Raw genomic sequence first — 13,086 nt, forward strand, 5'->3', positions numbered from 1 at the left:
AGTTTTCCTAATGAGCGATCAGTAATATTGGTTTTTCTTATACAGGCCCGAGCGGCACCATAGCCAGCGACGTTTGAACATGACTCAAGGATTTTCGCTATGTGGCAAAGCTATATGAACGGGTTGCTGGTTGCCCTGGGGCTGATCATGGCGATCGGCACGCAGAATGCGTTCGTCCTGGCCCAAAGCCTGCGCCGTGAGCATCACTTGCCGGTCGCCGCCTTGTGTGTGATCTGCGATGCACTGCTGGTGGCGGCCGGGGTGTTCGGCTTGGCTACCGTGCTGGCGCAGAGCCCGATACTGCTGGCGGTGGCACGCTGGGGCGGAGCGGCGTTTCTGCTGTGGTACGGCGCGTGCGCGCTGCGCAGGGCCTGTTCGACACAAAGCCTGGATCAGGACGCCAGCCTCAAGACCCGCTCATTGCGCGCCGTGCTGTTGAGCGCGCTGGCGGTGACCCTGCTCAACCCCCATGTTTACCTGGACACCGTGCTGCTGATCGGCTCCCTGGGCGCGCAACAAACTGAGCCTGGGGCCTACGTGGCCGGTGCGGCCAGCGCGTCGTTCCTGTGGTTTACCACCCTGGCTCTCGGCGCGGCGTGGTTGGCCCCCTGGCTGGCGCGCCCGGCCACCTGGCGCCTGCTGGACCTGCTGGTGGCCGTGATGATGTTCAGCGTGGCCTACCAATTAATAAGCTCGCCATGAACTTATTCCAAAAGGCTCTGGAACCTCTATCCCACACAGTTGTTGCGTGGTTTTGCCGCAACCCCGGTGCTATGATCCCGGACTTGCGCCGCAAAGAGTACAGACTCGCCGGCGCTTGTTTGGCCGCCCGTGATCGGCCTTGCGCTCACCGCAACTGACCTGATTAGGAGAATCATCATGGCTTTCGAATTGCCGCCGCTGCCCTACGCACACGATGCCCTGCAGCCGCACATCTCCAAGGAAACCCTGGAGTATCACCACGACAAGCACCACAACACCTATGTCGTGAACCTGAACAACCTGGTGCCAGGCACCGAGTTCGAAGGCAAGACCCTGGAAGAAATCGTCAAGTCTTCTTCGGGCGGCATCTTCAACAACGCCGCTCAGGTCTGGAACCACACCTTCTACTGGAACTGCCTGGCGCCAAATGCCGGCGGCCAACCTACCGGCGCACTGGCTGAGGCGATCAACGCTGCGTTCGGTTCGTTCGACAAGTTCAAGGAAGAGTTCACCAAGACGTCGGTCGGCACCTTCGGTTCCGGTTGGGGCTGGCTGGTGAAAAAGGCTGACGGTTCCCTGGCCCTGGCCAGCACCATCGGCGCCGGCAACCCGCTGACCAATGGCGACACTCCGCTGCTGACCTGCGATGTCTGGGAACACGCCTACTACATCGACTACCGCAACGTGCGTCCGAAGTATGTGGAAGCGTTCTGGAACCTGGTCAACTGGAAGTTCGTGGCTGAGCAGTTCGAAGGCAAGACCTTCACTGCCTAAACAGCGCTTGCAGTAGAAAGAGCCCGGCGATTGCCGGGCTTTTTCATGGGCGCTCACAAGCAGCCAGCTATCCGGAATCATGGAACTCGCAGAAGGGAATGTGCCACGCACTGAGTGAGAGGAATAACCCTCTCGCGCTCTTCTGGAGAACAATGATGGAAGAAATCGGGAAAGCAGGCGCGACAGTGGTGATGCAGCTCATCAAAGGGGTAATGAGCGGGCTCGCCGATGCCGGTGGCGGTGGCAGTGAGGGCGGTGGTGCCAGTGCACCCGGCCGCCCGGGTGAAGATAATATGCCGCCGCCGCCGCCAAAAATTGAGATTGCAGCCTATTCATGAAGCGCTCACGGTGTGAAAAGGCCTTCGCCTGACCGCGCGCAAGTCAAGCACCCAGACGGCGGAGCGATCCGCCGTTTTACTGATTTTTTCTGTGTTGCCAGCTTCAAGACGTCTCAAGCCGCAATGTTCCTTTGACTGCCCCCACGGGATTGCCAATACTCATGGCATATTGAAGGCCACCCGCATGAGACAAGGAATGCCCCTTTGAAGCTGGAACTCAAAAACAGCTTGTCGGTGAAGTTGCTCCGGGTTGTCTTGCTCTCGGCATTGATCGTGGGCGTGGCACTGAGCGTGGCGCAGATCGTTTTCGATGCCTACAAGACGCGCCAGGCCGTGGCGGGAGACGCCCAACGCATTCTCGACATGTTTCGCGACCCCTCGACCCAGGCCGTCTACAGCCTGGACCGCGAAATGGGCATGCAGGTGATCGAAGGGCTGTTTCAGGATGACGCCGTGCGCGTGGCCTCCATCGGTCACCCCAACGAAACCATGCTCGCGGAAAAAAGCCGCGCCTTGCAGCCCTCTTCCAGCCGTTGGTTGACCGACCTGATTCTTGGACAGGAGCGCACCTTCACCACCCCACTGGTGGGCAAGGGCCCCTACAGCGAGTATTACGGCGACCTGAGCATTACCCTCGATACCGCTACCTACGGCGAAGGCTTCCTTGTCAGCTCAGTGATTATTTTTATTTCCGGGGTGTTGCGCGCCCTGGCGCTGGGCCTGGTGTTGTACCTGGTGTATCACTGGCTGCTGACCAAACCGTTGTCGCGGATTATCGAGCACTTGGCGTCGATCAACCCGGACCGGCCCAGCGAGCACAAGATCCCGCAGCTCAAGGGTCATGAGCGCAACGAATTGGGGCTGTGGATAAATACCGCCAACCAGTTGCTCGAATCCATCGAGCGCAATACCCACCTGCGTCACGAGGCCGAGTCCAGCCTGTTGCGCATGGCCCAGTACGATTTTCTCACCGGCCTGCCGAACCGCCAGAAGTTGCAGGAACAACTGGACAGGATCCTGACCGATGCCGGCCGGCGCCAGCGCCGCGTGGCGGTGTTGTGCGTGGGGTTGGATGATTTCAAGAGCGTCAACGAGCAGTTCACCTATCAGAATGGCGACAAACTGCTGCTGGCCCTGGCCGATCGCTTGCGCGCCCACAGCGGTCGCCTGGGCGCGCTCGCCCGTCTGGGTGGCGACCAGTTCGCCCTGGTGCAAGCCGATATCGACCAGCCCTACGAAGCCGCCGAGCTGGCGCAAAGTATCCTGGATGACCTGGAAGCTGAGTTTGCCCTGGATCAGGACCAGATTCGCCTGCGCGCCACCATCGGCATCACCTTGTTCCCGGAAGACGGCGACAGCACCGAGAAATTGCTGCAAAAAGCCGAACAGACCATGACCCTGGCCAAAAGCCGCTCGCGCAATCGCTATCAGTTCTATATCGCCAGCGTCGACAGCGAAATGCGTCGGCGCCGCGAGCTGGAGAAAGACCTGCGCGATGCCTTGAGCCGCGACCAGTTTCACCTGGTGTATCAACCGCAGATCAGTTATCGCGACCACCGCGTGGTCGGTGTAGAAGCGTTGATTCGCTGGCAGCACCCGGAACATGGCCTGGTGCCGCCAGACCTGTTCATCCCGCTGGCGGAACAGAACGGCACCATCATTCCCATCGGCGAATGGGTACTGGATCAGGCGTGTCGCCAACTGCGCGAATGGCATGACTTGGGCTTCACCGAGCTGCGCATGGCGGTCAACCTGTCCACCGTGCAGTTGCACCACACCGAATTGCCGCGAGTGGTCAACAACCTGATGCAGATCTACCGCCTGCCGCCGCGCAGCCTGGAGCTGGAGGTCACCGAAACCGGCCTGATGGAAGACATCAGCACCGCCGCCCAGCACCTGTTGAGCCTGCGCCGCTCAGGGGCGTTGATCGCCATTGATGACTTCGGCACCGGCTACTCATCCCTGAGCTACCTCAAAAGCCTGCCGCTGGACAAGATCAAGATCGACAAGAGCTTCGTCCAGGACCTGCTGGACGACGACGACGATGCGACCATCGTGCGGGCAATTATCCAGCTGGGCAAAAGCCTGGGCATGCAGGTGATTGCCGAGGGCGTGGAAACCGCCGAACAAGAGGCCTACATCATTTCCGAGGGTTGCCATGAAGGCCAGGGTTACCACTACAGCAAACCGCTGCAGGCCCGGGAGTTGGCGGTTTTCCTGAAGCAATCGGAACGCGATAACGCGGCAATTCTTTGAGCGGGCAGAACGATACCAAATATTTCCCGCGTATAAGCCTTTACACAAAATGCAAATCTTTCGCATTATGTCGCAGTTTTTGCGCCCCCTCGTGCGCCCCATCAACAACCGAAGCAGGATGTTCGCCATGATTCGTATGCCCCTGGCCACCGCCAGTCTGCTGGCCATTGCTATTTCTCTCGCCGGTTGCGGCGAAGGTAAAGACAAGGCCGCCGCGCCCCAGGCGCCTGCCGCTGCCAGCACTACCGCTCCAGCGGCGGCCACGCCTGCCGGCCAGGTCGATGAGGCGGCCGCCAAGGCCGTGGTCACGCATTACGCCGACATGGTGTTTGCGGTGTACAGCGACGCCGAGTCCACCGCGAAAACCCTGCAGACCGCCATCGACACCTTCCTGGCCAACCCCAACGATGACACGCTCAAGGCAGCCCGCACCGCCTGGATCGCCGCACGCGTGCCTTACCTGCAGAGTGAAGTGTTCCGCTTCGGCAACACCATCATCGACGACTGGGAAGGCCAGGTGAACGCCTGGCCCCTGGACGAAGGGCTGATCGACTACGTCGACAAATCCTACGAACACGCTTTGGGTAACCCGGGCGCCAACGCCAATATCATCGCCAACAACGAAATCCAGGTTGGCGAAGACAAGGTCGACGTCAAGGAAATCACCCCGGAAAAACTCGCCAGCCTCAATGAGCTGGGCGGCTCCGAAGCGAACGTCGCCACCGGCTATCACGCCATCGAATTCCTGCTCTGGGGCCAGGACCTCAACGGCACCGGCCCAGGCGCGGGCAATCGTCCGGCTTCGGACTACATGACCGGTGACGGTGCGACCGGTGGCCATAACGAGCGTCGTCGCACCTACCTGCGCGCCGTGACCCAACTGCTGGTCAGCGACCTGCAGGAAATGGTCGGCAACTGGAAACCCAACGTCGAAGACAACTACCGCGCCACGCTGGAGTCGGAACCGGCCACCGACGGCCTGCGCAAGATGTTGTTCGGCATGGGCAGCCTGTCCCTCGGCGAACTGGCCGGCGAACGCATGAAAGTTTCCCTGGAAGCCAACTCGCCGGAAGACGAGCAGGACTGCTTCAGCGACAACACGCATTACTCGCACTTTTATGACGCCAAGGGCATCCGCAACGTCTACTTGGGCGAATACACCCGCGTCGACGGCAACAAGCTGACCGGCCCGAGCCTGTCGTCCCTGGTCGCCAAAGCCGACCCGGCGGCCGATGCGGCCCTCAAGGCAGACCTGGCGGCGACCGAAGCGAAGATCCAGGTGATGGTCGACCACGCCGCCAAGGGCGAGCATTACGACCAATTGATCGCGGCCGGTAACGACGCGGGTAACCAGATCGTACGTGACGCCATCGCTGCGCTGGTCAAGCAGACCGGTTCGATCGAAGCCGCCGCGGGCAAGCTTGGCATCAGCGACCTGAACCCGGACAGCGCCGATCACGAGTTCTGATCAAGGCGCAGTTGAACGAGGCGACCTTCGGGTCGCCTTTTTCATACACCGCAGATCCCCTGTGGGAGGGGGCTTGCCCCCGATAGCGGTGTATCAGCCAGGAATTGACCGACTGACACTCTGCTATCGGGACATAGGTACCTACACAACTCAGCAGCGCCCACCCGTAACCACGATGCGAAGCGAGTCGCTCTTGATCTTGATCTTGATCTGCTTTTGATCTTGATCTCAGGCGCCCCGTTAAACCACGCTGGCCGAACGCAGGCTTGAATCCGTGGGCAACCCGGCAGGACGCCGGGTTAGCCGCCCCGCGCCATGGATGGCGCGTGGCGGCGGCCCACGGATTCAAGCCTGCGTTCGGGCACACCGAGCCTGGGCGAGGTGCCGAGTGGTGGGGCAAGAGCCCTTTGGTTACTTTGGGGCTTTTCCAAAGTGACCCGCCGTCAGGGCGGAACCCTAAGTGGCCGTTACCGTAGAAACGGATATGTACGCGATCTGATCCATCATCCTGGTCGGCCCAGAGGCCGCCATCGGGGGCAAGCCCCCTCCCACATTTGAACCGGGATCGATCCAACATCCTGGTCGGTCCTGAGGCCGCCATCGGGGGCAAGCCCCTCCCACAGGGGCTCTGCGCTAACTGATCGGTATTAGGGCAAGCCCCCTCCCACATGTTGCTCCAACCCTCGGTTTACAAGACCTGCACCGCAGGTAGAATGGCGCCTCTGCCCACACCATCCGAGCGAACTTCATGGCGTTGCCGACCCTGCGCATCATCGGTTTCATCATCGGCATCTTCCTGATCACGCTTGCGATCGCCATGGTCGTGCCCATGGCCACCCTGGTGATCTTCGAACGCACCAGCGACCTGCCGTCGTTCCTGTGGGCCAGCATGATCACCTTTATCGCCGGCCTGGCCCTGGTCATACCCGGGCGCCCGGAACATGTGCACCTGCGCCCGCGGGACATGTACCTGCTGACCGTCACCAGTTGGGTAGTGGTGTGCATCTTCGCGGCGCTGCCGTTCCTGCTGACTCAACACATCAGCTACACCGACTCGTTTTTTGAAAGCATGTCCGGCATCACGGCCACCGGCTCCACGGTGTTGAGCGGGCTGGACAGCATGTCGCCGGGCATCCTGATCTGGCGCTCGCTGTTGCACTGGCTCGGCGGTATCGGCTTTATCGGCATGGCGGTGGCGATCTTGCCGCTGCTGCGTATCGGCGGCATGCGCCTGTTCCAGACCGAATCGTCGGACCGCTCGGAAAAGGTCATGCCGCGCTCCCATATGGTCGCGCGGCTGATCGTGGCGGCGTATGTGGGCATCACGATTCTCGGCAGCCTGGCGTTCTGGTGGGCCGGGATGGGGCTGTTCGATGCGATCAACCACGCCATGTCGGCGATTTCCACCGGCGGGTTTTCCACCTCAGATGAATCCCTGGCGCACTGGAAGCAACCGGCGGTGCACTGGGTGGCGGTGGTGGTGATGATCCTGGGCAGCTTGCCGTTCACCCTGTACGTGGCGACCTTGCGCGGCAACCGTAGGGCGCTGATCAAGGACCAGCAGGTGCAGGGTTTGCTCGGCCTGCTGGTGGTGACCTGGCTGGTGCTCGGCACCTGGTATTGGTGGACCACCAACCTGCACTGGCTGGACGCCCTGCGCCACGTGGCGCTGAACGTCACCTCGGTGGTGACCACCACCGGTTTCGCACTGGGGGACTACAGCCTCTGGGGCAACTTCTCACTGATGCTGTTCTTCTACCTGGGCTTTATCGGTGGTTGTTCGGGCTCAACCGCCGGCGGGATCAAGATCTTCCGCTTCCAGGTTGCCTATATCCTGCTCAAGGCCAACCTTAATCAGTTGATTCACCCGCGCGCGGTGATCAAACAGAAGTACAACGGCCACCGTCTCGACGAGGAAATCGTACGCTCGATCCTGACGTTTTCGTTTTTCTTCGCCATCACCATTTGCGCCATCGCGCTGGCCCTGTCACTGCTGGGCCTGGACTGGATGACCGCGTTGACCGGCGCGGCCAGCACCGTGTCCGGCGTCGGCCCCGGCTTGGGTGAAACCATCGGCCCGGCCGGCAACTTCGCCAGCCTGCCGGATGCGGCCAAGTGGATTCTGTCGCTGGGCATGCTGTTGGGGCGGCTGGAAATCATTACGGTGTTTGTGCTGTGTATTCCGGCGTTCTGGCGTCACTGACGGTCGACGTCTGCTGCAATCGCGCTCGGTATTCGCCGGGCGTGGCGTCGAACCAGCGGCGAAACGCGCGAAAGAAGTTGCTGGGATCGGCGAACCCCAACAGGTAGGCAATTTCCAGCAAGGTCATGCTCGGCTGAGCCAGGTATTGCTCGGCCAGCTCACGACGGGTGTCGTCGAGCAGGGCCTGGAAGCTGGTGCCCTCCTCCTGCAAACGCCGCTGCAAGGTACGCTGGGACAGGTGCAACGTCTGCGCCACCACTTCGCGCTTGGGTTCACCCTGGGGCAGCAGGCGGCACAGCACCTGCCGTGCGTTGTGGGTCACGCGGCTTTCGGAGAAGCGCGCCAGGTATTCGCCGGCAAAACGATCGTGCAACTGCGCCATGGCTTCATTGGCCGTGGGTAATGGCGCATCCATGTCGGCCTGCTCGAAAATCAGCGCGTCGTACGGCGCATTGAATTGCAGCGGCGCATGGAAAACCTCCTTATAAGGCGCCAGATCGGCCGGTTGATCGCCCTGCAGCATCACCTTATGCGGTTGCAGGGTGCGCCCGGTGAGCCAGCCGCACAGCGCCAACGCGCTGGCCAGCGAGGCCTCGGCGCTCTGCCGGGTAGGCGGCAGGTGATCGCCGTGCACGGTCAGAATCAGCGCATAACCCTCGGGTAACAGGCGGAAACTCAAGTCGGCACTTTCGGCGATGATGCGCTGGTAACGCACCAGGCGCCTGAAACCTTCGGCCAGGGTATTGCTGGACATCAACGCATAACCGGCAACATGAAACGATGCAGGGCGCGCCACTTTGCCCATGTTCAGACCAATCGCCGGATTGCCCGACAACGCCACCGCGCGCTGCCACAAACGGGTCATGGCATCCTGCGCAAAACGCGCGTCGGGATCGCTGAGGGCGGCATAGTCCAGCCCCAGTTGTTTGAACAGGGCCCGGCAATCCAGACCGTCCATTTCCAGAGCCTTGACTATCCCCATCGCCCAGCTTGCAGAGGTTGTTCGTTCGCTCATGGCGTCTTCTTGAATAAAGCGGGCCAAAATGGCAGCCGGCAGGCCAAGGATACTAAAGTGGCATCTATTGTCACTGGCTGTAACCACCGTTCACTCTAGACTCAAACAGGCTGCCCGCCGAGCGGCTATTGGGCGGCACATCAACCAGAGGGCCTGCCACCGTGGAAAACGTCAAGCGGTTCAACAGCTTCGCCGAGTTCTACCCGTATTACCTGGCCGAGCACGGCAACAGCACCTGTCGGCGCCTGCATTTTATCGGCACTACACTGGTGATCGGCATTCTGGCCTACGCCATCGGCCGAGGCTCGCCGGGCCTGTTGCTGGCCGTGCCGATCGCCGGCTACAGCTTTGCCTGGATCGGACATTTCTTCTTTGAGAAGAACCGTCCGGCCACTTTCCAGCACCCGTTTTACAGCCTGCTCGGTGATTTTGTGATGTACCGCGACATGATTCTGGGCAAGGTGCCGTTCTAGTTTCATCGATATAAAAGTCTATTTGTCATTTACAGTGCTGTATCCTGCCAAGGCTTTTTGAAAGCGCGGAATCACCTGCGATTGAAAAAACAGACCTTGCGAGGAGCGACGACGATGCACGAGATACCTAATCTCCCCTTCCCAAGCCTGCACCCTACAGAGCAGCCAGCACCGCAACAGGCCAGCGACACCCGGCCCGAGTCCAAAGAAGCAAAACCAGTCGACCGCGAAAGCCAGGACTGACGCCGTACCAGACCGTGTGGAAAGCGCAACTTTGAGCGCTTTCCACACTGCCTGAATCATTCGAGACCCCGCAATGACCGACACCCCCGATACCGCCGTACTCGACACTGCCCTGCAGATGGTCGAGGTCTGGAACCGCCTCAGCGCGGACAAACAAGCCGCGTTGCTCAAGCGCTTCGGCACCCAGGAAAACGCCCTGGCCGCCCTGGTCACCACCCAATTGCTGGCCCCCGCACAAGCCTGAAGCGTCCTGAGCTGATGTTTTTGCGCTTTAGCGCCCTGCGCGAGCCCAACCACCGGTATCATTAGCAGCCTATCTTTACCTGCTGCGACAGTGGACCTCTCCCATGCCAGATACCCAGCGCCCCATGGCGGTCACGCTGCAAGTTGTTTCCATCGTGCTGTTCACCTTCATCGGCTACCTGAATATCGGCATCCCTCTGGCGGTCTTGCCGGGCTATGTCCACAGCGAACTGGGCTATGGCGCGGTGGTTGCCGGCCTGGTGATCAGCGTGCAATACCTGGCCACCCTGCTGAGTCGCCCGTACGCGGGCAAAATCATCGATAACCTGGGCAGCAAGCGCGCGGTGCTGATCGGTTTGGCGGGGTGTGGTTTAAGCGGTGTGTTCATGCTGCTCGCCGCGTGGTTTTCAAGCCTGCCGGCCTTGAGCCTGGGTAGCCTGCTGATCGGGCGTCTGGTATTGGGCAGTGCCGAAAGCCTGGTGGGCTCGGGCGCCATCGGTTGGGGCATTGGCCGGGTCGGTGCGGTGAACACCGCCAAGGTCATCTCCTGGAACGGCATCGCCAGCTACGGCGCCCTGGCGGTCGGTGCGCCGCTGGGCGTAGTGCTGGTCCGACAGTTCGGGCTGTGGAGCATGGGCGTCAGCATTGTCCTGCTGGCGGCAGTCGGCCTGCTGCTGGCCTGGAACAAAGTCGCCGCGCCAATCGTCACCGGCGTGCGCCTGCCGTTCATGAACGTGCTGGGCCGGGTATTGCCCCATGGCTGCGCGCTGGCGTTGGGTTCCATCGGCTTTGGCACCATCGCGACCTTTATCACGCTGTATTACACCACCCAGCACTGGGATAACGCGGTGTGGGCATTGAGCCTGTTCGGCGCCAGCTTTATCGGCGCGCGCCTGCTGTTCGGCAACCTGATCAACCGGATCGGCGGGTTTCGCGTGGCGATTGCCTGCCTGTCGGTTGAGATCCTCGGGCTGCTGTTGCTGTGGCTGGCGCCGGACGCCAACCTGGCCCTCGCGGGCGCGGCGTTGAGCGGGTTTGGCTTTTCCCTGGTCTTTCCGGCGCTGGGGGTGGAAGCGGTCAACCTGGTGCCGGCCTCCAGCCGAGGTTCGGCGGTGGGGGCTTATTCGTTGTTTATCGATTTATCCCTGGGTATCACCGGGCCATTGGCCGGGGCCGTGGCGGCAGGCTTCGGTTTTGGGTCGATCTTCCTGTTCGCCGCCCTCGCCGCCCTGGGTGGTCTGCTGCTGAGTGTGTACCTGTATCGCCAGGCGCCCAAGGCTCGCGAAGCACGCCGGGACTAGAAGTCGACCTTGCCGCGCCCGGCCTTGATGCTGCCACGCTTGGTCTTGGATTCGAGACGACGTTTTTTCGAGCCCAGGGTCGGCTTGGTCGGGCGGCGCTTCTTCTCCACCTTGGTGGCGCTGAGGATCAACTCCACCAGGCGCTCGAGCGCGTCGGCGCGATTCTGTTCCTGGGTGCGATATTGCTGGGCCTTGAGCACCAGCACGCCCTCACTGGTGATACGGCTGTCGCGCAGAGCCAGCAACCGTTCCTTGTAAAACTCCGGCAGCGACGACGCCGGAATATCAAAACGCAGGTGCACCGCACTCGACACCTTGTTGACGTTCTGCCCGCCGGCGCCCTGGGCGCGAATGGCGGTCAGCTCGATTTCGGTATCGGGCAGGTGGACAGTGTTGGAAATCACCAGCATGGAGAACGCGGACCGTGGCAGAGTGGGCTTTCAAGGATACGCGCGTTTAGTCGAGCGCGGTCCAATTGTGGGAGCAAGCCCGCCCCCACAATTGAGTGCCTGGCGCAGCGACTATTTTGCCGTCAAGGCCGCCGTCGTCAAGGCGTACTGCGCCTTGCGCTTGTTCTTGATCCAGTAGCACACCGCCATAAACGCCACCCACACCGGAATCGCATACACCGACACCTGAATCCCCGGAATCATCAGCATGATCACCAGGATAAACACCACGAACGCCAGGCAGATGAAATTCCCATACGGATACCACAGCGCCTTGAACAACGGCACCTGGCCGGTACGGTTCATGTGCTGGCGGAACTTGAAGTGGGAAAAGCTGATCATCGCCCAGTTGATCACCAACGTGGCCACCACCAGTGACATCAGCAACTCCAGCGCGTGCTGCGGGACGAAGTAGTTCATCAGCACCGCCACCAGGGTGACCGCCGCCGACGCCAGGATCGAACGCACCGGGACACCGCGCTTGTCGATCTTCGCCAGGGCCTTGGGCGCATCGCCCTGCTCGGCCATGCCCAACAGCATGCGGCTGTTGCAATAGGTGCCGCTGTTGTACACCGACAACGCTGCGGTCAACACCACGAAGTTGAGGATATGCGCGGCAGTTTTACTGCCCAGCATCGAGAACACCTGTACGAACGGGCTGCCACTGTAGGGATCGCCGGAGGCGTTAAGGGTGACCAGCAGGCTGTCCCACGGGGTCAGCGACAACAGCACCACCAACGCGCCGATGTAGAAAATCAGGATGCGGTAGATCACCTGATTGATCGCCTTGGGGATCACGGTGCGCGGCTGGTCCGCTTCGGCAGCGGTGAAGCCGAGCATTTCCAGGCCGCCGAAGGAAAACATGATGATCGCCATGGCCATCACCAATCCACCCACGCCATGGGGGAAGAAGCCGCCATGGTCCCACAGGTTGGTCACCGAAGCCTGTGGCCCGCCGCTGCCGCTGACCAGCAGGTAGCTGCCCAGGGCGATCATGCCGACAATCGCCACCACCTTGATGATGGCGAACCAGAACTCGGCCTCACCAAAGACTTTGACGTTGGCCAGGTTGATCAGGTTGATCAGCACGAAGAACGCCGCCGCCGAAACCCAGGTCGGGATCTCCGGCCACCAGTAGTGCACGTATTTACCGACCGCGGTCAGCTCTGACATCCCCACCAGAATGTACAGGATCCAGCAGTTCCAGCCCGACAGGAAACCGGCGAAACCGCCCCAGTATTTGTGGGCAAAATGGCTGAAGGAGCCGGCAACCGGCTCTTCGACGATCATTTCGCCAAGCTGGCGCATGATCATGAAGGCAATAAAGCCGCAGATGGCATAGCCCAGGATCATCGACGGGCCGGCGGACTTGAGTACCCCGGCCGAGCCAAGGAACAAGCCGGTGCCGATGGCGCCACCGAGGGCGATCAACTGGATATGCCGATTTTTCAGGCCGCGTTTCAGCTCGCCTGAAGAGGAATGGGGTCCACTCATGAAAAGGGTCTCACGCAAGGTTTGAAGAGGTTGAATGCAGGTTGCTGCCTTGAATACCGACTCAAGCAGCGCCGCTCAAACCCCAGCGCAGGCACCAGGAGTACAGCGTCTTTCTAGCGGTCATGCG

Annotated in this window: 12 protein-coding genes; 9 read left to right on the plus strand and 3 right to left on the minus strand. The window is 61.1% G+C overall.

Features of this window, described 5'->3' with window-relative positions:
• The first annotated feature begins 99 nt into the window (after positions 1-99).
• The 6 genes from MRY17_RS20050 (at position 100) to MRY17_RS20075 (ending at position 7,741) form a co-directional block, all read left to right on the plus strand.
• The gene (locus MRY17_RS20050; protein ID WP_181283305.1) at positions 100-702 is read left to right on the plus strand and encodes a LysE/ArgO family amino acid transporter; all 603 of its coding nucleotides are present in this window, start codon (positions 100-102) and stop codon (positions 700-702) included.
• A 177-nt stretch (positions 703-879) separates the two neighbouring features.
• A complete protein-coding gene (locus tag MRY17_RS20055) occupies positions 880-1,476 on the plus strand; it encodes a superoxide dismutase (RefSeq protein WP_003175739.1) in 597 nt (198 codons plus the stop codon).
• Positions 1,477-1,628: 152 nt separating this feature from the next.
• Positions 1,629-1,814, plus strand: coding sequence for a hypothetical protein (locus MRY17_RS20060; protein ID WP_181283303.1), 186 nt, complete (start codon positions 1,629-1,631; stop codon positions 1,812-1,814).
• 204 nt (positions 1,815-2,018) lie between these two features.
• Positions 2,019-4,070: a putative bifunctional diguanylate cyclase/phosphodiesterase gene (locus MRY17_RS20065; RefSeq protein ID WP_191956776.1), complete on the plus strand. Its 2,052-nt coding sequence runs from the start codon at positions 2,019-2,021 to the stop codon at positions 4,068-4,070.
• A 127-nt stretch (positions 4,071-4,197) separates the two neighbouring features.
• Positions 4,198-5,538, plus strand: coding sequence for an imelysin family protein (locus tag MRY17_RS20070; RefSeq protein ID WP_181283301.1), 1,341 nt, complete (start codon positions 4,198-4,200; stop codon positions 5,536-5,538).
• 748 nt (positions 5,539-6,286) lie between these two features.
• Positions 6,287-7,741: a TrkH family potassium uptake protein gene (locus tag MRY17_RS20075; RefSeq protein WP_181285219.1), complete on the plus strand. Its 1,455-nt coding sequence runs from the start codon at positions 6,287-6,289 to the stop codon at positions 7,739-7,741.
• Here MRY17_RS20075 and MRY17_RS20080 read toward each other — a convergent pair.
• Positions 7,698-8,756: an AraC family transcriptional regulator gene (locus MRY17_RS20080; protein WP_243352744.1), complete on the minus strand. Its 1,059-nt coding sequence runs from the start codon at positions 8,754-8,756 to the stop codon at positions 7,698-7,700. The two genes, MRY17_RS20075 and MRY17_RS20080, sit on opposite strands and share 44 nt — an antisense overlap.
• A gap of 161 nt (positions 8,757-8,917) precedes the next feature.
• Here MRY17_RS20080 and MRY17_RS20085 point away from each other — a divergent pair, with 161 nt between their 5' ends.
• From MRY17_RS20085 to MRY17_RS20095, 3 genes are all read left to right on the plus strand, one after another.
• On the plus strand, positions 8,918-9,229 hold the full coding sequence (locus MRY17_RS20085; RefSeq protein WP_104504517.1) for a DUF962 domain-containing protein: 312 nt from the start codon (positions 8,918-8,920) through the stop codon (positions 9,227-9,229).
• Between the two features lie 316 nt (positions 9,230-9,545).
• Positions 9,546-9,716 (plus strand): hypothetical protein, encoded by a 171-nt coding sequence (locus MRY17_RS20090; protein WP_191955986.1) that lies wholly within the window; start codon positions 9,546-9,548, stop codon positions 9,714-9,716.
• Between the two features lie 103 nt (positions 9,717-9,819).
• Complete coding sequence (locus tag MRY17_RS20095; RefSeq protein WP_243352745.1) at positions 9,820-11,016, plus strand: MFS transporter; 1,197 nt, start codon at positions 9,820-9,822, stop codon at positions 11,014-11,016.
• On the opposite strand, the gene arfB is transcribed toward MRY17_RS20095, so the two are convergent.
• Both arfB and MRY17_RS20105 read right to left on the minus strand, forming a co-directional pair.
• Positions 11,013-11,426 (minus strand): alternative ribosome rescue aminoacyl-tRNA hydrolase ArfB, encoded by a 414-nt coding sequence (arfB, locus tag MRY17_RS20100; RefSeq protein WP_181285222.1) that lies wholly within the window; start codon positions 11,424-11,426, stop codon positions 11,013-11,015. The genes MRY17_RS20095 and arfB overlap by 4 nt on opposite strands.
• A 111-nt stretch (positions 11,427-11,537) precedes the next feature.
• The gene (locus MRY17_RS20105; RefSeq protein ID WP_243352746.1) at positions 11,538-12,959 is read right to left on the minus strand and encodes an amino acid permease; all 1,422 of its coding nucleotides are present in this window, start codon (positions 12,957-12,959) and stop codon (positions 11,538-11,540) included.
• Between the last annotated feature and the right edge of the window lie 127 nt (positions 12,960-13,086).

Source organism: Pseudomonas orientalis (assembly GCF_022807995.1).
GTDB lineage: Bacteria > Pseudomonadota > Gammaproteobacteria > Pseudomonadales > Pseudomonadaceae > Aquipseudomonas > Aquipseudomonas orientalis_B.

What these genes read in the sequence shown, in the direction of transcription:
- MRY17_RS20090 (WP_191955986.1), top strand. Translation starts at nt 9,546, where the DNA reads ATGACCGACACCCCCGATACCGCCGTACTCGACACTGCCCTGCAGATG.
- MRY17_RS20070 (WP_181283301.1), top strand. Translation starts at nt 4,198, where the DNA reads ATGATTCGTATGCCCCTGGCCACCGCCAGTCTGCTGGCCATTGCTATT.
- MRY17_RS20075 (WP_181285219.1), top strand. Translation starts at nt 6,287, where the DNA reads ATGGCGTTGCCGACCCTGCGCATCATCGGTTTCATCATCGGCATCTTC.
- MRY17_RS20105 (WP_243352746.1), bottom strand. Translation starts at nt 12,959, where the DNA reads ATGAGTGGACCCCATTCCTCTTCAGGCGAGCTGAAACGCGGCCTGAAA.
- arfB (WP_181285222.1), bottom strand. Translation starts at nt 11,426, where the DNA reads ATGCTGGTGATTTCCAACACTGTCCACCTGCCCGATACCGAAATCGAG.
- MRY17_RS20060 (WP_181283303.1), top strand. Translation starts at nt 1,629, where the DNA reads ATGATGGAAGAAATCGGGAAAGCAGGCGCGACAGTGGTGATGCAGCTC.
- MRY17_RS20095 (WP_243352745.1), top strand. Translation starts at nt 9,820, where the DNA reads ATGCCAGATACCCAGCGCCCCATGGCGGTCACGCTGCAAGTTGTTTCC.
- MRY17_RS20080 (WP_243352744.1), bottom strand. Translation starts at nt 8,756, where the DNA reads ATGAGCGAACGAACAACCTCTGCAAGCTGGGCGATGGGGATAGTCAAG.
- MRY17_RS20050 (WP_181283305.1), top strand. Translation starts at nt 100, where the DNA reads ATGTGGCAAAGCTATATGAACGGGTTGCTGGTTGCCCTGGGGCTGATC.
- MRY17_RS20055 (WP_003175739.1), top strand. Translation starts at nt 880, where the DNA reads ATGGCTTTCGAATTGCCGCCGCTGCCCTACGCACACGATGCCCTGCAG.